This is a genomic window from Acidicapsa dinghuensis (genome assembly GCF_025685685.1).
In the GTDB taxonomy this organism is placed as follows: domain Bacteria; phylum Acidobacteriota; class Terriglobia; order Terriglobales; family Acidobacteriaceae; genus Acidicapsa; species Acidicapsa dinghuensis.
The window spans coordinates 827001-847219 of record NZ_JAGSYH010000001.1 but is presented as its reverse complement, the minus strand read 5'-3'; the positions used below and the strand labels follow the sequence as shown (position 1 = coordinate 847219).

The 20219-nt window shown below is 56.5% G+C and carries 18 protein-coding genes; 12 read left to right on the top strand and 6 right to left on the bottom strand.

Annotation, left to right across the window (positions count from 1 at the left end; genetic code table 11):
* Together dxs and OHL22_RS03295 are read left to right on the top strand one after the other, a co-directional pair.
* Window positions 1-1890, top strand: coding sequence for a 1-deoxy-D-xylulose-5-phosphate synthase (gene dxs, locus OHL22_RS03300; protein WP_263333188.1), 1890 nt, complete (start codon window positions 1-3; stop codon window positions 1888-1890).
* Between the two features lie 314 nt (window positions 1891-2204).
* Window positions 2205-3668 carry an amidohydrolase family protein gene (locus OHL22_RS03295; RefSeq protein ID WP_263333150.1) on the top strand — a complete coding sequence of 488 codons (1464 nt, stop codon included), beginning with the start codon at window positions 2205-2207 and terminating at the stop codon, window positions 3666-3668.
* 33 nt (window positions 3669-3701) lie between these two features.
* On the opposite strand, the gene gltX is transcribed toward OHL22_RS03295, so the two are convergent.
* From gltX to ispD, 3 genes are all read right to left on the bottom strand, one after another.
* Window positions 3702-5171: a glutamate--tRNA ligase gene (gene gltX / locus OHL22_RS03290; RefSeq protein WP_263333148.1), complete on the bottom strand. Its 1470-nt coding sequence runs from the start codon at window positions 5169-5171 to the stop codon at window positions 3702-3704.
* Between the two features lie 148 nt (window positions 5172-5319).
* Complete coding sequence (ispF, locus tag OHL22_RS03285) at window positions 5320-5937, bottom strand: 2-C-methyl-D-erythritol 2,4-cyclodiphosphate synthase (RefSeq protein WP_263333146.1); 618 nt, start codon at window positions 5935-5937, stop codon at window positions 5320-5322.
* A 36-nt stretch (window positions 5938-5973) separates the two neighbouring features.
* A complete protein-coding gene (gene ispD, locus OHL22_RS03280) occupies window positions 5974-6690 on the bottom strand; it encodes a 2-C-methyl-D-erythritol 4-phosphate cytidylyltransferase (protein ID WP_263333310.1) in 717 nt (238 codons plus the stop codon).
* A 61-nt stretch (window positions 6691-6751) separates the two neighbouring features.
* Between ispD and tilS the strand changes: the two genes are divergently transcribed.
* A complete protein-coding gene (gene tilS, locus OHL22_RS03275) occupies window positions 6752-8062 on the top strand; it encodes a tRNA lysidine(34) synthetase TilS (RefSeq protein ID WP_263333144.1) in 1311 nt (436 codons plus the stop codon).
* Between the two features lie 406 nt (window positions 8063-8468).
* On the top strand, window positions 8469-10397 hold the full coding sequence (gene ftsH / locus OHL22_RS03270; protein ID WP_263333142.1) for an ATP-dependent zinc metalloprotease FtsH: 1929 nt from the start codon (window positions 8469-8471) through the stop codon (window positions 10395-10397).
* A gap of 55 nt (window positions 10398-10452) precedes the next feature.
* Here ftsH and OHL22_RS03265 read toward each other — a convergent pair whose 3' ends face one another.
* Window positions 10453-10872, bottom strand: coding sequence for an EamA family transporter (locus tag OHL22_RS03265; RefSeq protein ID WP_263333140.1), 420 nt, complete (start codon window positions 10870-10872; stop codon window positions 10453-10455).
* Between the two features lie 57 nt (window positions 10873-10929).
* Here OHL22_RS03265 and OHL22_RS03260 point away from each other — a divergent pair, with 57 nt between their 5' ends.
* The 3 genes from OHL22_RS03260 (at window position 10930) to holA (ending at window position 13623) form a co-directional block, all read left to right on the top strand.
* On the top strand, window positions 10930-11763 hold the full coding sequence (locus OHL22_RS03260; protein ID WP_263333138.1) for a class I SAM-dependent methyltransferase: 834 nt from the start codon (window positions 10930-10932) through the stop codon (window positions 11761-11763).
* Window positions 11764-11780: 17 nt separating this feature from the next.
* Window positions 11781-12329 (top strand): LPS assembly lipoprotein LptE, encoded by a 549-nt coding sequence (gene lptE, locus OHL22_RS03255; RefSeq protein ID WP_263333135.1) that lies wholly within the window; start codon window positions 11781-11783, stop codon window positions 12327-12329.
* Between the two features lie 127 nt (window positions 12330-12456).
* Window positions 12457-13623 carry a DNA polymerase III subunit delta gene (gene holA, locus OHL22_RS03250; RefSeq protein WP_263333133.1) on the top strand — a complete coding sequence of 389 codons (1167 nt, stop codon included), beginning with the start codon at window positions 12457-12459 and terminating at the stop codon, window positions 13621-13623.
* 17 nt (window positions 13624-13640) lie between these two features.
* Here holA and OHL22_RS03245 read toward each other — a convergent pair whose 3' ends face one another.
* Both OHL22_RS03245 and OHL22_RS03240 read right to left on the bottom strand, forming a co-directional pair.
* Window positions 13641-14048, bottom strand: a complete 408-nt coding sequence (locus OHL22_RS03245) for a bacteriohemerythrin (RefSeq protein WP_263333131.1) — start codon at window positions 14046-14048, stop codon at window positions 13641-13643.
* A gap of 87 nt (window positions 14049-14135) precedes the next feature.
* Window positions 14136-15080, bottom strand: coding sequence for a DMT family transporter (locus OHL22_RS03240; RefSeq protein ID WP_263333130.1), 945 nt, complete (start codon window positions 15078-15080; stop codon window positions 14136-14138).
* A 70-nt stretch (window positions 15081-15150) separates the two neighbouring features.
* Between OHL22_RS03240 and OHL22_RS03235 the strand changes: the two genes are divergently transcribed.
* The 5 genes from OHL22_RS03235 (at window position 15151) to OHL22_RS03215 (ending at window position 20190) form a co-directional block, all read left to right on the top strand.
* The gene (locus OHL22_RS03235) at window positions 15151-16611 is read left to right on the top strand and encodes a hypothetical protein (RefSeq protein WP_263333128.1); all 1461 of its coding nucleotides are present in this window, start codon (window positions 15151-15153) and stop codon (window positions 16609-16611) included.
* A gap of 78 nt (window positions 16612-16689) precedes the next feature.
* The gene (locus OHL22_RS03230) at window positions 16690-17490 is read left to right on the top strand and encodes a protein phosphatase 2C domain-containing protein (RefSeq protein ID WP_263333126.1); all 801 of its coding nucleotides are present in this window, start codon (window positions 16690-16692) and stop codon (window positions 17488-17490) included.
* 115 nt (window positions 17491-17605) lie between these two features.
* Entirely contained in the window at window positions 17606-18457 is an 852-nt protein-coding gene (locus OHL22_RS03225) for a 3-hydroxybutyryl-CoA dehydrogenase (RefSeq protein WP_263333124.1), read from the top strand.
* Window positions 18458-18526: 69 nt separating this feature from the next.
* Window positions 18527-19483, top strand: coding sequence for an MBL fold metallo-hydrolase (locus OHL22_RS03220; RefSeq protein ID WP_263333123.1), 957 nt, complete (start codon window positions 18527-18529; stop codon window positions 19481-19483).
* A gap of 245 nt (window positions 19484-19728) precedes the next feature.
* Entirely contained in the window at window positions 19729-20190 is a 462-nt protein-coding gene (locus OHL22_RS03215; protein WP_263333121.1) for a hypothetical protein, read from the top strand.
* Window positions 20191-20219 lie beyond the last annotated feature (29 nt).

The window sequence follows — 20219 nt, the reverse complement described above, 5'->3', positions numbered from 1 at the left end:
ATGACTCCCTTGCTCGACTCAATAGAATCAGCCCAGGATCTCCGGCGTCTTTCTCCTTCGCAATTGGAATCACTGGCTGCAGAAATTCGCCAGTGCCTGATCCAGTCTCTTTCAAGAACCGGTGGCCATCTGGGACCGAATCTTGGCGTGGTTGAGCTCACAATCGCGCTACACATGGTCTTTAACACGCCGGAAGACAAGATTCTCATGGATGTGAGCCATCAGGCTTATATCCATAAGTTGTTGACGGGACGCCGGAAACAGTTCGATACGATTCGGCAGCCGGGCGGATTGAATGGCTTCATGCTGCGCACGGAGAGCCAGCATGACGCGTATGGAGCCGGGCATGCAGGGACGGCTATTTCCGCGGCGTTGGGCATGGCGGTTGCACGCGATCTGAGCGGCGGCAAAAATCATGTGATTGCCGTGGCTGGGGACGCTGCATTTACTAACGGAATTTCATATGAAGCGCTGAATAACATAGCCGAGCAGACGAAACGGCTGATTGTGGTGCTGAACGACAACGAATGGTCGATTGATAGAAATGTCGGAGCGATTGCTCGTTACTTCCATCGCATTGTGGCGAATGAGCGGTATAAGCACCTGCATGACTCCGCTTCGAGGCTTATTGAAAAGTTCGGCGGCAAGGCCGCGATTCATGTGGCGCGCAAAGCGGAGGAAGCAGCCAAGGGCATGTTGTGGCCCTCGATGTTCTTTGAAGAGTTTGGATTGACGTACTACGGACCGATCGATGGGCACAACATCCCGCTGTTGACGCAGACATTTGAATTCCTGAAGTCAGAGAACCGGCCAGTGCTGCTACATGTGTTGACGCAGAAGGGCAAGGGATTTCAGCCTGCGTTGGATTTGCAGAAGAAGTTTCATGGGCTGGGGCCGTATGATCCCGAGACCGGACAGACAAAGCCTGCGGGACAGGTGACGTATTCGGAGGTTTTTGCGAATACTCTGGTGCAACTGGCGAATGAAGACGAGAAGATTGTTGCGATCACAGCGGCAATGCCAAATGGCACGGCGCTCGATCTGTTCCGTCCTCATCATCCGAAGAGGTATTTCGATGTAGGCATTGCGGAAGAGCATGCTGTGATCTTTGCGGCAGGGATGGCGACGCAGGGCTACAAGCCGGTTTGCGCGATTTACTCAACTTTTCTGCAGCGGGCTTTCGATCCGATTGTGCACGATGTTTGTCTGCAAAAATTGCCGGTGATCTTCTGCATGGATCGCGCGGGACTTTCGGGTGATGATGGCCCGACGCATCATGGACTATTCGATATTGGGTATCTGCGGGATATTCCCGAGATTGTTCTGATGGCTCCGAAGGATGAAGATGAACTTGCGGACATGATGCTGACGGCGACTCAGATTCCAGGTCCAAGTGGGATTCGCTATCCGCGAGGCGCTGTTGCCGGTGTTGCGCGCAAGAGCAAGCCGGAACTGCTGCCGGTTGGCAAAGCTGAGGTGCTTGCCGATGGTTCCGACGTCGCAATTCTTGGCCTTGGACCAATGATCACTTTGGCGCAGGATCTGGCCGGACGTTTGGAGCGGGACGGAATCTCCGCGGCCGTCGTGAACCCGAGATTTGTAAAGCCGCTGGATGTTGAACTGATCGAGCAATACGCAAAGCGGGTTCATGCTTTTGTGACATTTGAAGATCATGCGCTTGCCGGCGGCTTTGGAGCTGTCGTACTGGAGGTGTTGAGCCAGCTTGGCTTGAACGTTCCAGTGGTGCGCATCGGATGGCCCGACAGATTCATCGAGCATGGCAAGGTGGATCAATTGCGCGCACGTCATGGGGTGACGGCTGAGGCTGCTTATCTGCAGCTTCAACCATACCTCTCTTCACTGCGCAGGCGTGCTCGTGTCGCAATTTAGATTGCAAGCCGCTCTGGAATCAGCTACAAGAGGGCAGGAACCGATTCGCACGGGGCAAAGGCGGATCACCAGTAAATGAACGATTTGAAGAGGGTGCATTACCGCATTCAATATGCCGTATGTTTTGCAGAATCCTGCTTGCTATGGTCTGGTGATTTTTCGTCGATTCAAAGGCTGCGTGAGACAATTAGGGAAACACCCGGACGATGCTGATTTCTAAAAGAACACTTTTGCGCAGGCTGCTGTGCTCGTGGTCCAGGGTGGCGCAGATCTTTTTGTCATCTGCATCTGGTTTTGATTGCTCTGACCTTGCGTTGTCAGCAAACCGACTGGCTGCTGTCTTTCTTGTTGCGGTTGCTGCTTCCGCCGATGCGCGCCAGATTCCCAATGGACAGGTGGCACCTCCTCCTCCGCTGGTGCTCGCCGGCGGCACAGTGGTTGATCTGACAAGTTGGGGCGACTCGGCAAACGATATTCCGGACGCAATTATTTATATTCGCGATGGACATGTGCTGGCGGTTGGTCCGAGATCGGCACTGCCTATACCAAAGGGCTCGCAGGTCATCGATTGCACGGGAAAATATCTTATTCCGGGGCTCATTGACGGCTTTGCGGGCATGAGCAGCCAGGCCGATGCAGATGCCAATCTGTATATGGGCGTGACGACTGTCGTCGCTGGCTGGGACGAACGGCGTGGGCCGATTGATCAGCATGCAAATCCTACGCCGCATGTGTACCTGCTGGATAGCGTTGGATCGACGGATGACTATAGCCTGCTGATTCACAATCCCACGTGGGCACAGAAGCTGAAGGACCCTCCCGATGGCAGGTCGGTGGAGTTGAGCCCCGATGACACGGCGAGGCAATTGCTGGATACCGCGAAGCTGGGCACGCGTGTCGTGTGGCTGGGACATAATCTCACTGCCGCGAATACGCAATGGATTGTTGACCGCGCACATCAGATAGGGTTGATCACTTACGGCGAGTTTGTTTCAACACCGTACCGGGTTGCGATTCAAGCTGGTGTGGATGCTTTGCTGCACATGGGCCGGTATGAACTGGGTGTTATACCCGATGAACTGCAACAGCCGCTCACGAGCGATCCAGAGGGGTCTGCTTCGCGCACAGCTTACGGCTATGCGGAACGCCTGCCTCCTATGGATCCGCATTGGAAGAGCTATGGGCAGTTAATCGCGCAGCATCACGTAGCGCTGATGCCTACCTTCAGCAATTTCTATACGCGATTACCGAACCACAGAAATTTGTGGAAAGAGCCTGTAGCGCGAATACTCGATCCCAAGTTGATGTTTGCTCCTTCCGATCCGCAAACGGGAGAGGCTGTATATTCCTTGCCAGCATGGGCACGTCACGCGCCCAACTCTGTGCAGCGCTGGATGGAAGAAAATCTGCACCATAAGGCAGATCAGCAGGCAGATCGCTTATGGGCGATCAATCAATCGATCTTTACTGCATACCCTCACTACCTGGCTGCGAGCGGAGCGCCGGCGTCGGGTTCGATGCCAGGTATCTCGATGCACACCGAGCTTGAAATGCTGGTACGACTCGGGCTGTCTCCGCGAGAGGCTCTTGCGGCGGCTACGAGTAATTATGCGGAGCAGTTCCACTGGAGCGAGTTGGGACTGATTGCTCCAGGACGCAGGGCCGACATCCTCATTCTGGATGCCGACCCGACAGTGAGTATCTGGAATGTGCGCCGTATCAACACGCTGCTGGTGGATGGCAACGTGATCGACCGTGCTTCGCTGCTAAAAAAATAGGGCCCTATCCAGCTACTTCTTGCACAGCGCCCGTTATTTCGATTGTTTCTTCTGTGAATCGAGAAAGCGGCGAACGCGATCGAGCGTACGGGCCTTGCCGAAGACGACGAGGCTTTCGAGCAGCGGCGGGCTCATGGTGCCGCCGGTGACGATGGCGCGCAGCAGCATGAAGTTTTCTTTCACAGACCATTGCTTTTCTTCGCCGAATTTCTTGAGGGCCGGTTCGAGGGCTGCCGGGGTCCAGTCTGAAGCTTCGAGGACTGCGAGCTGTTCTGTAGCGAAGGCAAGCGTTTCCTCGATAGTTCGTTTCTTGGGCACGTAGACTTCCAGTGAGGGAACAACATTGTCCGCGAAGAAGAAGCCGGTGAGATCGCCGAACTGACCGAGGGTTTCGATGCGCGTCTGGATGAGCTCTGCGATGTTGCGCAGGTATTCATCGGACAGCACCGTGGAGCGCAGAGCGCTGTAGAAGTCGTCGAGCGAGATGCTGCGCAGGTATTCGCCATTGAGCCATTTCAGCTTGGTCAGGTCGAAGACCGGTCCGCCGGTGCGGATGTTTTTGACGTTGAAGTGCTCAACCATTTCGGCGAGGGTGAACTTTTCGGTGCCGTTGTTGATGTCGGCTGGCATGCCGCCGCCCATGAGGCCGAGGAAGTTGAGAACGGCGCCAGGCAGAAATCCGGCCTGCCGGTAGTAGATGAGTGAGACAGGATTCTTGCGCTTGGAGATTTTGGACTTGTCGATGTTGCGCAGAAGCGGCATGTGCCAGAAGCGTGGGAGATCCCAGCCGAAGGCCTGATAGAGCAGGACATGCTTGGGTGTCGAAGATATCCACTCCTCTGCGCGAATGACGTCGGTGATGCGCATGAGATGGTCATCGACGACGTTGGCGAGGTGATATGTCGGAAAGCCGTCTGACTTGAGGAGGACCTGATCGTCTACGTTTTTGTGCTCGAAGGTGATGGAGCCGCGTAGCTCATCGGTGAAGGTGGTCGAACCTTCGTCGGGAACCTTCATGCGAATGGTGAAGGGAAGACCGGACGCGAGATTGTTGTCGATCTCAGCCTGAGTAAGCCAGCGGCAAGTGCCGGGGTAACGCGGCGGGAGCTTGGCGGCCATCTGGCGCTTGCGGTCTTCTTCGAGCTTTTCCGCGGTGCAGAAACAACGGTAGGCGGTGCCGTTGGCGACGAGCTTGTCCACGTATTCGCGATAGATATCGGAGCGCTCGGACTGGCGATAGGGTCCATACGGGCCACCCACATCTGGTCCCTCATCCCAGGAAAGGCCAAGCCAGCGAAGGGCATCGAAGATCATCTGCTCGCTGGTGGGGACGAAGCGGGTACGGTCCGTGTCTTCGATGCGAAGAACGAATTGTCCGCCACGCTGACGGGCGTAGATGTAATTGATGAGGCCGATGTAAGCGGTTCCGACGTGGGGATCGCCTGTTGGAGAGGGTGCAATACGAACGCGAATAGGAGCGGAAGATGAGGTCTGGTCTGTCATGATTGCCAACCTTTGATGTTAGCAGGGGAGTACTGCTTCGATGGGGCTGCAGGAGCCTGTGAGTGCTGCGAAACTGCCGCAAATCTAACAGCAAAAACATACCCGGTTGAGAGTACCGGGTATGTTGGGTAAGATTTTTGCGGTTGCTTTAGGTGATGTCGTCTGTGTTGAAGGCCGGTATGATTTCCTTGCGCTTCGGAACTCCGTGGACCTGGCTGAGGAGGTCTTCGACAACGTCTTCCAACTGGCGCTGGCTCTCGATGACGGCAGACATGCTCTTGAGGTCTTCGGGATCACGCACACGCTCAAGCAGCACGACAGCGTGGCATTGAGCGACATGATCGAGGCCGAGGCCTTCGGGAGTCTTTGCCTTGATGCTGACTTGATCCACCTCTACGCAGAGTAGTTGGGCAACGCGCTCGCGCATCTCTCCGGCGATGGGCGATATCTTCGGTGCGGCTAGCACAAGCGTCGTGTCCACATTGACGATGCCGTAGCCTGCGTGCTGGATTTCTTCGAGGGCTAGGTTGAGGAAGATGGATGAGTCAGCGTCTTTCCAGCGGGGATCACCGGGAGGAAAGAAGCTGCCGATGTCGCCAGCTGCGACCGCGCCGAGCAGAGCGTCGGTAATGGCGTGAAGAAGCACATCTCCGTCGGAGTGACCTGCGAGGCCCTCGGGATGATTCAGCGTCATGCCGCCAATGCGAAGCGGGACTCCGGGACGAAAAGCATGCGAGTCCCAGCCAAAACCGATGCGAGTATCCATTCTCTCTTGCCTATCTTTTGTCTTGCCTGTGAGTTTTTACGACTGGGCCTGGCGCTGAAGATAAAACTCGGCCAGCGCGAGGTCTCCAGGTTGGGTAATCTTCAGGTTAACCTGTGAGCCGGGTACGACCGCTACGGGCAGCCCAGCGCGTTCAACAACGCTTGCCTCGTCGGTGCCTACGAAGCCGTCGGCGGCTGCCTCGGCGAAAGCGCGCCGAAGTATACCGCAGCGAAAGCCTTGCGGGGTCTGGGCGAGGACCACGAATTCGCGCGGAATGGTGGCGGTGATGAGAGCGCCGTGAGCGGTTCGCTCGACCTGCTTTACGGTGTCGATTGCGGGAAGGCCGACGATGGCGGCGCCATGTTCGACGACGGCGTCGATGGTGCGCTCGATCGTGGCGGTGTCGATGAGGGGGCGGACGGCGTCGTGAACCAGGACGATGTCATTGTCTTGCGATGGGAGCGCGGCGAGAGCGTTGGCGACAGATTCCTGACGGCTATCACCGCCCTCCACGACGTGGATGCGTCCGGCGAAGGAAAACTGGTTGGAGAACTCGGCGATTTGAGCCTCGACACGCTCGATCTCGTTGCGGCGAACGGCGACGTAGATAGCGGCAACTCGGGGAACGGCGGCGAAAGCCCGCAGTGAATGAACGAGGATTGGCAGTCCGTGAAGCTCAAGAAATTGTTTGGGCTGAGAGGCGGCCATACGGGTGCCGATGCCGGCAGCCGGGAGTATCGCGAAAACCTGCATAACTGATGGAGTATACATCCTTTACCATCGACGGGTGGGGACGCGGGCGCACAAGCCGGGATTGCCGATTGACCGTTCACTATTGAAGCCTGGGTTGCGTCTGGCGGTGGGGCTTTCAGGCGGAGCGGATTCGGTGGCGCTGACGCTGACGCTGGCTGGCTTGACGGCTGAATTGGGTCTGGTGCTCCATCTGGCGCATCTACATCATGGTTTGCGAGGCACGGAAGCAGACGAAGATCAGAGGTTCTGCGCCGAATTGGCTGAGCGTTTGGAAGTACCGTTTTTTACGCACCGGGTAGACGCTGCTGCGGAAGCGAAGATGCAAGGCGAGTCGATTGAGGAAGCTGCCCGGCGGCTGCGGTACGGGTGGTTTCGTGAATTGATGGCAGGGCATCGGTTGGATGCGGTGGCGACGGCTCATACTCTGGACGACCAGGCGGAGACCGTGCTGGGGAAGTTTCTGCGCGGGGCGTGGACGGAGGGCCTGTCGGGGATTTTTCCCTCTGTTGCGTTTGCCGAGGGGCGGATTCTGCGCCCATTTTTGACGGTAAGCCGTTCCGATATTGAGGTTTATTTGCAATCAGAAGGACAGGAATGGCGGGAAGATTCGTCAAATCGAGATGTCGCGTTTACGCGGAACAGACTGCGCCATGATTTGTTGCCGGATCTGGAGCGGTGGAATCCGCAGATCAAAGGGCATTTAGCAGGGATGGCGATGATTGCGCGCGATGAAGAGGAGTATTGGGAGACGGAGCTAGCCAGGCTTGCTCCGCAGGTGATGCTTTCCGGCCTGCCGGTGCGTGGGGGCGGAAGGGATAATTCCGGTGAAGAAGTGCTGGCCTTGGATGTTGTCCGGCTGGCAGGGATAGAAATCGCGGCGCAGCGGCGGCTAATTAGGTATGCCGCTGAAAGACTTGGGGTTGTTCTGGATTTTGAGGCAACGGAATCAGTGCGGCGAATGGCGGCCGAGGGGAGAGCGGGAAATAAATTGACATTGACCGCAGGACTTCGGGCGGAGCGAACACCCAGAGAGATTCGATTTTCACGTAGCGCCGGAGGAACGCCGGATCTGCCGATGACGGTGGAGTTGTGTGTTCCTGGCGAGGCAGAGGTGTTTGGATGGCGATTCAGAGTGGAGGGAAAAGCTGGAACGAACGTGGTTGTACGCAACTGGAAGCCTGGAGACAAGGTGACGTTGCGATACTCGAGCGGCCGGCGAAAAGTGAAGGAAGTGCTGGAACGACTTAAGGTTACGGGGGAAGCTCGGAGCATCTGGCCGGTTGTGGAGTGGATGGGGCAGCTTGTGTGGATGCAGGGCGTCGAGGTGCAACCCGTTGACGGGGTGGTAATTCGTGCGGAGAAGCTTTCCTGAATTACCTGTGTCTTTGGAACCCAAAGTACGCTCCTTGCGTACGATGTTCCATGAATCGATGAGGGCCGAACGCAGGCTTTGAAGCGAAAGGAAACGCGGCATCGTGAGTTCCGGCACAACCGTTTGCGCGGCAACCTTTGAAAATTCGCAGGGATCGAACTTGAAGGTGATCCTGATGCCCCGTAAGAGTTACCGAATTGGGCAGGAACGTTCGATTTAGATCATGCCAGAGACGCCGCAATGGGAGTACAATCAATGGACTAGCCACCGTGCACGGCGCGCGCATGTTTGAATCCGGTTCAAGATCAGTTTCTGATTCTTTCGCCTGCGATAGTTCGTCTAATGGTTAGCGAGGCGGTTGGGTAGCTCCCCATGCATTTCCTCCCAGCCGCGCAAAGGAGTACTGGTGAATTCGACCGTCAAGACAATCATGTTCTGGGCTTTTATCGTCATCTGCCTGGTGCTGCTGTTCGGAGTAGTGCAGAAGAGCGCGGTGATGGGAGGCAAGGAACAGGAAATTCCCTTCTCAACCTTCCTTGAACGAGTGCAGCAAGGTCAGGTCAATGATGTCACCGTGCAGAGCATGGAAGTGCATGGACACCTGAAGGGCGACGGCAAGGAACTTACCGGATTCCATACGGAAGTCCCTGCAAACTATCCGAACATGTACGACTTGCTGAACCAGGCTAAGGTTCAGGTGACGATCAAGGACGCGCAGGGCAACATGCTTTGGCCGATCCTGATTCAGATCGGGCCGCTGGTGCTGATCCTGGGTATCTGGTTCTTCATCATGCGCCAGATGCAGTCGGGTGGAAACAAAGCGATGTCGTTCGGTAAGAGCCGGGCGCGCCTGCTCTCGATGCAGCAGAAGAAGGTCACGTTCAAGGACGTTGCCGGGGTAGATGAAGCGAAGGAAGAGCTGAAAGAGATCATCGAGTATCTGCGCGAGCCGCAGCGGTTCCAGAAGCTGGGCGGACGGATTCCGAAGGGCGTGCTGCTTGTTGGACCTCCGGGAACGGGTAAAACTCTGCTTGCGCGGGCTGTGGCCGGTGAGGCTAACGTTCCGTTCTTCTCTATCTCAGGTTCCGACTTTGTTGAAATGTTTGTCGGCGTAGGCGCAAGCCGCGTACGCGATCTGTTTGAACAGGGCAAGAAAAACGCGCCCTGCATTATCTTCATCGACGAAATTGATGCGGTCGGACGGCATCGCGGAGCGGGTCTCGGCGGTGGTCACGACGAGCGTGAGCAGACGCTTAATCAGTTGCTGGTCGAGATGGATGGTTTTGAGTCCAACGACGGCGTGATTCTGGTAGCTGCTACGAACCGGCCCGATGTGCTCGATCCGGCGCTGCTGCGTCCTGGACGCTTCGATCGCCGGGTGGTGGTTGGTCTTCCCGATGTGCGCGGACGCGAGGAAGTGCTGCGCGTGCACGTGAAGAAGGTTCCGGTGGCTGAAGACGTGAACCTGAATGTTCTGGCACGTGGAACACCCGGCTTCAGCGGCGCAGATCTGGCCAATATGGTCAATGAGGCTGCACTGAATGCTGCTCGCGTGAACCGGAAGCAGGTCACGATGTACGACCTCGAGATCGCCAAGGACAAGGTTCTGATGGGCGCCGAGCGCAAGTCGATGCTACTGACCGATGAGGAAAAGCGGGTTACGGCTTACCACGAGGCTGGACATGCGCTGGTGTCAGTGCTGCGCGATCACACCGATCCGATTCACAAGGTGACGATCATTCCGCGCGGCATGGCTCTGGGCGTCACGGTCTATTTGCCTGGCGACCGGCACAATTACACTCGCGAATATCTCGAAACCCGGCTTGCGACTGCCTATGGTGGGCGCGTGGCGGAGGAGATTTTCCTCGGGCAGATGTCTACGGGGGCCGGTAGCGATATTGAGAACGCGACCGATCTTGCGCGGCGGATGGTCTGCGAATACGGCATGAGCCGGCTTGGTCCGCTTACTTTTGGCAAGAAGGAAGAGCAGATATTCCTCGGCCGTGAGATCGCGCAGCATCGCGACTTCTCGGAAGAGACAGCACGGCAGATCGACCAGGAAGTGCGCAGGTTGATCGACGAGGCGTATCAGTCGGCATATACGCTGGTGGATACGCATAAGGATGCGATGCACCGAATCGCAAACGCTCTGCTGGAGCGAGAGACGATCGATGCGGAAGAAGTCCGCCTGCTGATTGAAGGCAAGGAACTTCCTTCGGTACGCTCTTCGCTTGCTTCGCCGACCGATCAGGGGGGTGGGATACAGCAAGTGTTGAAGCCTGAATCGGGACGCGGTGGGCCGGGATTCCCTGAAGGCTCACCCTCACCGGCATAGATCGATCGTTGAACTTGAATCACGAGGCCATCCCTGAGGGGGATGGCCTTTCACTTTACGCAAAGACCATCGCCACTGCCCCTGCAGCGATCATGAATCCTCCGGCGATTGCTAGAGGGGAGATTTTTTCTTTCAGAAAGATTGCGGCAAAGATTATCACGAGCACGACGCTGAGCTTGTCGATCGGGGCAACGCGCGATGCGGGGCCTAATTGGAGTGCGCGGAAATAGCAAAGCCAGGAGAGTCCGGTGGCCAATCCGGACAGGGTAAGAAAGAGCCAGGCCTGATTGTCTACCTGACGGATTTCGCCATGTTTGCCAAGGGCAATCGCGATGGTCCACGCGAACACGACCACCACCGTCGTGCGGATTGCTGTGGCGAGATTGGAGTCGATGTGCGCTACCCCAATCTTGGCGAGGATTGCCGTGGCGGCAGCGAAGATGGCTGAAAGCAAAGACCAGAGAACCCAATTCATGGTTCCATGCTAGCGCCCGGCATCTGTGGTCGCGACGCTTACACTGAAAATATGGAAATGGGCCGGCCTAGCAGGACCGCACTCGGAGTAGCCAATCGCAGAGCCGTTCACCAGGTATTGGACCAACCACCTGTGCTGGTTGATCCCATCGCTGTGCGCATTCTTGGCTCGGATTTTGTTCTGGATGAGGAGCGTCAGCGGCATCCTTTTTCGCGAGCATTTCGTGCGTTCATGGCGGCGCGCAGCCGGTTTGCGGAGGATTGTCTGGCGCGGGCTGTTGAAGCGGGTGTGCGGCAATATGTGCTGTTAGGAGCGGGGCTGGATACCTTTGCATACCGCAATCCATTCCCCGAGGTTCGTGTGTTTGAGGTGGATTTTCCGGCGACGCAGTTATGGAAGAGGCGCAAGCTGGATCTTGCCGGAATTCCTGAGCCGGATAACGTGACGTATGTAGCTCTGGACTTTGAGCATCACACTCTGGCCGAAGGATTGGCGGCAGAGGCATTCGACGTAAACAGTCCTGCGTTCTTCGGCTGGCTTGGCGTTGTGCCATACCTGACGCTGAAGGCGTTTCGCACCACGCTGGATTATGTTGCCGGCTTGCCGGAGGGCAGCGGCATTGCATTTGATTATGCATTGACAGCTACAGAATTGAGTCCTGCTCTACGGAAAGCGCATGAAGCTCTTGCGGAGAGAGTGGCGCGGGCGGGGGAGCCCTTCAAGCTGTTTTTTGCCGGTGAACAGATGGAAAACGAACTGAAGACGGCGGGATTTCAGAAGATTGAGCAAGTGGATTCGATCGATTTGAACGAGCGGTATTTTGCAAATCGTGCGGATGGTCTTACGCTTCCGCAAGAGAGCTTGGGAAGGCTCGTTGCGGCGTGGGTTTAAGTACACTGAAGAAGATCATGATTTTGCCAGCGGTTCGCCGATTGTCTGATGTTTTCCTCGTCAATGCCGTCGGCATTTGTCTGCTGGTAACGGCCGGTTGCGGATACCATACGGTAGGTTCGGCGACGCATTTGCCACCTGATACGCGAACTCTAGCTGTGCCAGTGTTTGCGACACGGACGAATTCGAACCATACTGAAGTCGCGATGACCGATGCCGTGGTGCGCGAGTTCGCGACGCGGACACGGTTGCGGGTGAGTCCTGATGGTGATGCGAATGCTGACGCGACGCTGCACGGAACGATCCTGACGCAGACGGTCGCGCCCCTTACATACAACTCGCAGACGCAGCAGTCGTCGAGTTTTCTGGTGACGATCGTTGCAGCGGTGACGCTCAAGGCGCGGGATGGGCGAGTGTTGTATCGAAACGATAACTATGTTTTTCGGCAGCAATATCAGGCGACTACCGATCTGCCGACCTTTTTCGATGAGAGTCCCGCTGCTGTGGAGAGGCTTTCGCGGGACTTCGCCCGTCAGCTTGTTGCCGATGTGCTAGAGAGCTTCTGACAGTTTTAACGGCGATCTGCAAGGGTAGCATTCACAATTCCTACCCAAATATCCACATTTGCAGCAGGTTAAGGCACGGTATCCTGAACCGGATGGGTTCGGTTGCCAATTGGCGGGAGGCTCTGTCTTGAGCACGCAACGTGCCGGTGTCGGTTTTGCCGCCACGGACCGTTTCGAGGGCGAGATCGAGGCGGCAGCGCGGAGCGACTCGGCGCTGAAGTCCGGCTACGTTTTGCTTGGCGATGAAACATTTCTCTACGAGCGCTGCCGGAGGGCAGTTCTGAAGGCATTTGTGCCGGACGATCTGCGTGAGTTCTGTCTTTCCGATATGGATCTGGCGCAGCACTCGATCTTCGAGATTCTGGATCGCGCACGTACTCCTTCATTGATGGCTCCGTTTCAGGTAGTTTTTATTCGCAACCTGAAGCAGCTTTACACGCGCGGTGCGAAGAAAGATGAGTTTGCGGAGATCGACAGGTATTTCCGCTCACCGAACCCACAGGCGCTCCTGCTGTTTGTTGCGGATCATCTGCGCATTCCTGCCGATCCAAGACGGATGGACATGGAGGACAAGAATAAGTTCGAGCGTATCCGCGAGACGCTTGGTGACCACTGCACGATGGTGGAACTGGCCCGCGTGGAGGACACGGATGCGATGCGCTGGGTAACGATAACAGCGCTGGCGCAGGAGACGAAGGTCGATCCCGACGCAGCGCGAGAACTGGTGGATGCGCTGGGATCGGACATGATGCTGATCGCTTCGGAGCTGGAGAAGCTGCTGCTTTTCAGTTATGGTCGCGGGCGCATTACGCTCGGCGACGTGGAAACGATGGTGCTTAGCGCGAAGCAGCGGTCGCTGTATGAACTAACCGACGCGATCAGCGCGAAGGATCGGCCGAGAGCGTTGGCGTTACTGCATGGATTGTTGAACAGCTCCGATGCCGGAGAAGATGCCGCAATCGGGCATTTGTACATGCTGGCGCGGACGTTCCGGCAGATGCTGGTGATTCTGGAGAAGAATGTACGTGATTCGCGGGCGATCTGGCAGGCGCTTTGGCAGGGGTTCCGGATGCCGCCGTTTGCCGCAGATGATCTTATCCGGCAGGCCCGACGGTATAAGAGCAGGCGTGACCTGACACGGGCATTGCGGCTGATTGCGCGAGCGGATCTGGAGCTGAGGTCGTCGCCGCCAGATAAGAGGCTGGTGCTGGAGCGACTTATCTATGACCTGACCGGAGAGACGCGGAGTTATGGAAACCTGTATGTTTCTCCCCAGTTGTCCTTCGAATCCTGAGAAGTAAAAATTACGAGTTACTGAACGCCGCACTGCTGGAGCCACGGGCCGTATTTCTTGCCTGAGATTCCGGTATGAGTGGTGAACCATTTGCGGAGGTACTCGACGAGCTCATAAGCCGCGGCGCGCTGGCGCTGCTCGAATCGCGTGTCGAATTGAACGAGGCGGTTGAGCAGGCGCTGGTGGTCGACTCGGTGTGAGGCGAGATCGGGGAATCCGTATTGAGCCAGCAGGCGGTCTTCGCTTTCGCCATGCATGCGCATCAGTTCGCTGACACGCTTGAGCATGGGGCGAATGGTCTGTGAGTCTGCGTCCATGAGCAGCGCAGTGCGTAATTCGTTGAGTGCATCCAGCAAAATTCCATGCTGATCGTCGATGGACCGGATGCCAACCGTGCAATCGTGATTCCAAATGAGGGCAGCCATTGTGAACCTTCCAACCTTCCTAACTCTATAAGCGCAAATATCGGCAAAAGTTGCGCCGCTGCGTATAGGAAAGCGCGAACTGGGTGGTTACTCCAATAGTACTTCGGTGTCAAAGTCATGGTTCCGAACTGTTATCGTGACGGCTGCGGCGAGGATGAGGGCGCCACCGAGCCAGGCGAGCGGGCCCAGATGGTCGCCGAGCAGCTTGACGCCGAGGATGGAGCCGAGCGCGGGCTCGATATTGAGAAAGACGCCGGCGCGCGAGGCAGGAACACGATGTATGCCCCAGTTCCAGAGCAGGGTTGTGCTGGCAGTGCAAAGTACGCCGCTGCAGGCGAGAGCTATCCATGCTGTACGGCTTATTCCGGTTATTGGGGGTGGGCCGTCGGTGGCGAAGACCCAGACCACGAGCATGAAGGTTCCGGAGAGGATGCTGTAAGCAGTCACTGCCATAGGACCGTGAGAGACGATAAGGCTCTTGTTCATCAAGATCCAGCCGACGGAGATGGTGAGCGAGATCACGACAAGCAAATCGCCCTGCAGGGTGGGCCCACCGGAATTGGAGGCGCTACGGCCTCCGAGGACAATCAGCGATGCGCCGAGGGTCGAGCCGAAGAGAGCGAACCAGCTTATGCTGTCCATGCGTTCGCTGGTGAAGAGGGTCGCGGCGAGGGCAAGCATGACAGGAAGCGTTCCGACCATGAGCGAGGCGTGACTGACGGTGGTATGGGCAAGTCCTTCAAACTGCAGCAGAAACTGGAGGGGGATGCCGAGCATTGCGGAGACGAGCAGGATGATGCGATCGCGGGCGGTCCATCGCACGCGTTGATGTGACTGAAACTCCCTGCGAGCGATCCAACTCATGGGCAGCGTTCCGAGACACGCAAACAGGAAACGGTACAGCACCATGTGCGCTACGCTCATCTCGCGCAGGGCAAGTTTGCCGAAGAAGAAACCGGTTCCCCACAGGCAGCCGGCCGCGGCGCACGCGGTGTATCCCAGCCATCTGGATCGTGTGGTAGGAGAGGTCACATTTACACTGTCGCATACGGTGCTGAAACAGGCAGCCAAGCAACGGATGTATGCGAGACAATGGAAAACGATGGAGAAGCGTTTGCGCGGGCTGGGATTGCAGTATGTATCTAAGGTCGGCTGCGCGCTCACGTTAGCGGCTGCATTGCCAGCTGTACGATGCGAACCACAGACCGCGCCGACGGCGGATATGGCAAACGCGACGGCGTGGAGTATGGCCCTGGTGAACGGCGGAAATGCCGCTCAGCAGAAACAAAAGAAGCAAAAGCACCAGCGGTCCGCAGCCAATCCAAATGAACGGAAACCCGATGCGGAGATTCCGGTGGGGCCACTGGGATTTGCGCCGCCTGCGCCGTTTTATATCGGCGACCGGTATGCGCAGGTTTCATTGGATTTTCTGGATGAGAACAGCCTGCTCTTTACCTTTCGTGTGCCAGGACTTATTGCGAGAGGCCAAACCGCAGCTTCGAACAACGAGGCTGAGCGGCATATTCATGCAGTTGTGCTATCGATTCCAGACGGAAAGATAAACGCAGAGACACTCTGGACTCTGCACGATCACGCCCGGTATCTGTGGAAGCTGCGGAACGGCCGATTCATATTGCGTGACCGCGATTCACTCGAAGTCGGCGATTCCTCGCTGCATCTGGCGCCGTATCTCCGCTTCCCAGGGGAGGTCAATCACATTGAACTTGATCCCGAGCAGAACTGGCTTGTGGCAGATACTACGGAGCCTATACCAGCCCGGCAGGAGCAGGCTGCGAATGGTGTCTCCGTCGCTGCTGAAGATCTTCCGCTCTCAGCGGCTGCCTCGGTGGTGACGCACGGAGGAGGGGCAGCGGCACAGCGCACGAACGGCGGAATGCGTGATCTTGTGCGGATACTGGATGCGAAAACCGGAAAGGTGCGGCTCTACAGCCAGGTCAATGGAGTCGTTCATCTGCCGGTGGATGGTGAGGGTTATTACGAGGCATTACGGGGAGATGGCGATCGATGGATGATTGCGTATGAGTATTTTTCCGGCCAAACCCGAAATCTAGGGTGGGTGCAATCGATCTGCGATCCTCCGCTCGATGTTCCCGCTCCGAATGTGGTGGTTGCGTCGGGGTGTCTGGCTTCGGGGGAACGCCAGTTGAGTTTGCTGAGGCGGGGTGCGGATAAGGACCAGGGGCGATTATGGACCGTGACGACGCCTCCAAACCTTGTATGGCCCCAGTTACGCGATTCCGACGGCGGATTGCGGCTCGCTCGCGCAACTCTCGCTGTCAACCATCCTGTGGGTATTTATAATCCGTTGGACGCAAGTGATATTCGAGGGCAGATGATACAGGTTTTTGATCTGGCGACGGGGAAGCCGGTCATCATTGTGCCAGCTAGTCCTGTGCTGGATGGGGGAGGGAACTTCGCGCTGTCGCCCTCCGGAAACAGGCTTGCGGTGCTGAATGCGGGGTCGATTCAGATCTACAATCTGCCGCCTGCGCCAGCGATGCCGGAGGTTTCCAGTACCGCTCAGCCGGCGGCCAAACCGTGACCTGCGTTACAGATCGTGGTCACTATCGGGCGATCAATTGTTAATATCCCGTTGTACACTGATTGCCGGGAGAGCCTCTTGGCTACTGCGGTTTTTCACTATACAGCTACTGCATTAACGGACCGTGGCCGCAAACGCGCCTCCAATGAAGATGCCTTCGGTTATTCGGCAGAGCATGGTATCTACCTGGTTTGCGATGGCATGGGTGGCGCCGCGGCAGGCGAAGTAGCAAGCTCTTTGGCAGTGGAAGAGGTTCTACGGCGAGTGGAAGAGTGCCGCCGGGCTAAATCAGAGAATTCAGCTGATGGAGCGAATCGCGGATCTTCTGTATCCTGTATCGCCGAGGACGCTGTGGCTGCTGCGAATGAGGCGATTCACTCGCGCTCGCGACGGAATCAGCGTTTGAGCGGTATGGGGACCACGCTGGTGGGACTGCTGACGTCGATGAGCGAGGAGGATTCCCGCGCTTGGCTCTTCTATGTGGGTGACAGCCGTTGTTATCTATTCCGCAAGGGACATTTGGAGCTCAAGACGCAGGATCATTCCTTTGTGGAAGAACAGATCCGGCTGGGGCGGTTGACGCCTGCCGAGGCTGCCCGTTCGCCGTTTCGCAATATCATCACTCGTGCTTTGGGAACGCAGCCTACGGTACGGGCGGATGTGATCGAGGTTGCGGTTGAGCCGGGGGATTTGTTTCTGCTGTGTTCGGATGGATTGACGAGAGAATTACCGGATGCACGGATTGAATCGATTCTTGCCGATTTACCTGCCGGTGAAGACGAGGGCGCTCTTGAAGACCGGTGCCGTGTATTGATACAAGCAGCTAACAAGGCTGGCGGTAATGACAACATAACCTGCCTGCTGGTGCGTGCCGACTAGAGCGGTTCTCCTTCAGATGTACACCGAATCCACAGAATTTCTCGCGGTTTTTCCTCAAGAAAAATCGCCTTTCGCGATCTTTCGAGAGTGCACAGTAGAAGGAGAACTGCTCTAAATGCCAATCGAGAAAGTTGCAGTCATTGGCGCGGGAACGATGGGAAGCGGTATCGCTCATGTTTTTGCCCGCAGTGGATTCGACGTCTTGTTATGCGACATCGAGCAAGGGCGTCTGGATGCGGCAGTCGAGCGCATTCGTGCGAACCTTGGACGCGAAGTTGCGAAGGCGAAGCTGACCGAGCAGGCCGCAGATGAAGCGGTGCGCCGGATTACGACGACGACCGAGTTGACGGCTCTGGGAACTGCGGATTTTGCCGTGGAAGCGGCTAGCGAGCGGTTTGAACTGAAGGCAGAACTTTTTCGAGCTCTCGACGGGATTTTGCGGCCGGAAGCGATTCTGGCTACTAATACCAGCTCCATTTCTATTACCAAGCTTGCGGCTCAGACGAAACGAGCCGAGCGTGTGATCGGAATGCACTTTTTCAACCCTGTGCCGGTGATGGCGCTGGTGGAAGTGATTCGGGGGATGGCGACGGAGCAGGAGACGTTTGAAACAGTGCGCGATTTAGCGATGCGCCTGGGAAAAACACCTGTTGAAGTCAACGATTCACCCGGTTTTGTTTCGAACCGTGTTTTGATGCCGCTGATTAACGAGGCGGCCTATACGGTGATGGAGGGGGTAGCGACCGCCGAAGCCGTGGATGAGGTTTTTAAGCTGGGAATGGCGCATCCAATGGGGCCGCTGACACTGGCTGATTTTATTGGCCTGGACGTTTGCGTCGATATATTGCGGGTGCTGCATGATGGGCTCGGCGATCCGAAATATCGGCCGTGTCCGCTGCTGGTGCGGATGGTGGACGCGGGTTGGTTGGGACGCAAGTCGGGGCGAGGATTTTACCGTTACTCTTGAGGATTCCCTCAGTTCTTCCGGTCGTATTCTCCACATGTTGATGCTTCCCGTTTGGGCTATTCTCTAAAGATGGTCCGTTTCACGGTGCTCGCGTCCGGTTCGCGGGGGAACAGCTGTATTGTTTCCAGTTCGACGACGCGTGTGCTGGTGGATGCCGGGTTGAGCTGCCGGGAGTTGTTTCGCCGGATGCAGCTCGCGGGCGAAGATCCGCGGACTCTCGATGCCGTACTGATTACGCATGAGCATCAGGACCATGTGCAGGGGCTTAGCGTTACGGCCCGGAAACTTGGTATTCCGGTTTACTTTACCGAAGCCACGCATCGTGCGTGGGTCCGCCAGGTGCAGCCTCAGCGGCGTATTTCTTATGCGGAATGGTTGCGGCAGTATAAGCAGGTGAAGGCTGATGCGGAGCGCACCACGCAAGAGGCGGCTGGCGGAGATTGCGAAAAAGATGCCCGCGAATCTGCCGTTGAAGAGAATTCCGCAAAAGAGTCAATACAGAATTCTCGCGCTGATTTAGCGCAATTGCCCTCTGTTGCGTATTTTCGGGCAGGTGAAGTATTCATGATCGGAGATCTTTCGATCAGCCCGTTTACGATTCCGCATGATGCGGCCGACCCGGTGGGCTTTGTGTTCACAGCTGAGGGGGTACGATTGGCCGTTGCGACTGATCTTGGATACATTCCTCCCAATGTTGAGGTGCAGTTGCGGCGTTGCGACTTGCTGATGCTGGAGTCGAATCACGATCTTGAGATGTTGCGAGATGGGCCGTATCCATGGTCGGTAAAGCAGAGGGTGCTTTCGCGGGTCGGGCATCTGTCGAACGATGCAACGGCAGATTTTCTCGAGAAAAGTTACGACGGGGCAGCTACCTATGTAGTATTGGCGCATCTTTCTGAGAACAATAACCATCCAGACCTTGCCAGGATTGCCGCAGAGCGGGCGCTCGCATCTAAACCAAGCCTATTGGGCAACCGACTAATACTGGCCGATCAGTCTGAGCCGCTATCCCCACTCTGCTTTTGAGGGCGTTGCGACGCTATTTGCGTCAAATTAGAGCTGTTTATTCCGTTTACCTTTTAAGTGCCTGCACTGATTACGGTGCAACTTTGGTTGCACAGTTCGTAACTCCGATGAGTTACAATAGTCAGATATACAGGGGCCGGGATTTTAGACAGGACTTCCCTTGCTGATTTCCGGAATCGTGTAGCTGAAGTGTAGTCAATGCTAAAAAACAGAACCAAAGCTGCGGCAAAGCGAGTCTAATCACTATGGCACGATCCAAATGCACAGACCGGGTAGTTGGAGCCATTCTGGGTAGCTGGCGCTATGATATCTCGAGCATTGCGCCCGAGATGCGCAGGGATTATGAACAGCATCTGGAAGAGTGTTCTCACTGCCGGGCTCGTCAAAAATTTCATCGGACGCTCGATGCGACGTTGGCTGTCCTGACTGCGCTCTCCATGATTTCGTTTTTGTTTGCGTTGGCTGTTTTGCAGCGTGTGAAGTATATGGAGAATGTGGCGTTCAACATTCTTCATCTGGAGAAGATTTCCGTTTACCAGATGCTGGTTTCGGCTGCGTTTGCAGGATTGGGCTTCTCTCTGATTGCGTTTGCTCTTGTATTGATGACTACGCCTGCGACAACCTATCTTGGTGACATGGCGGCGCAGCGTGCGCGTTTGATTGAGGCGCGTTTACCGGCTGCGATACGATCCCTTCGTTCAAGATAGGCCTAAAGGTTTTGCACGGCGCAAAGCTC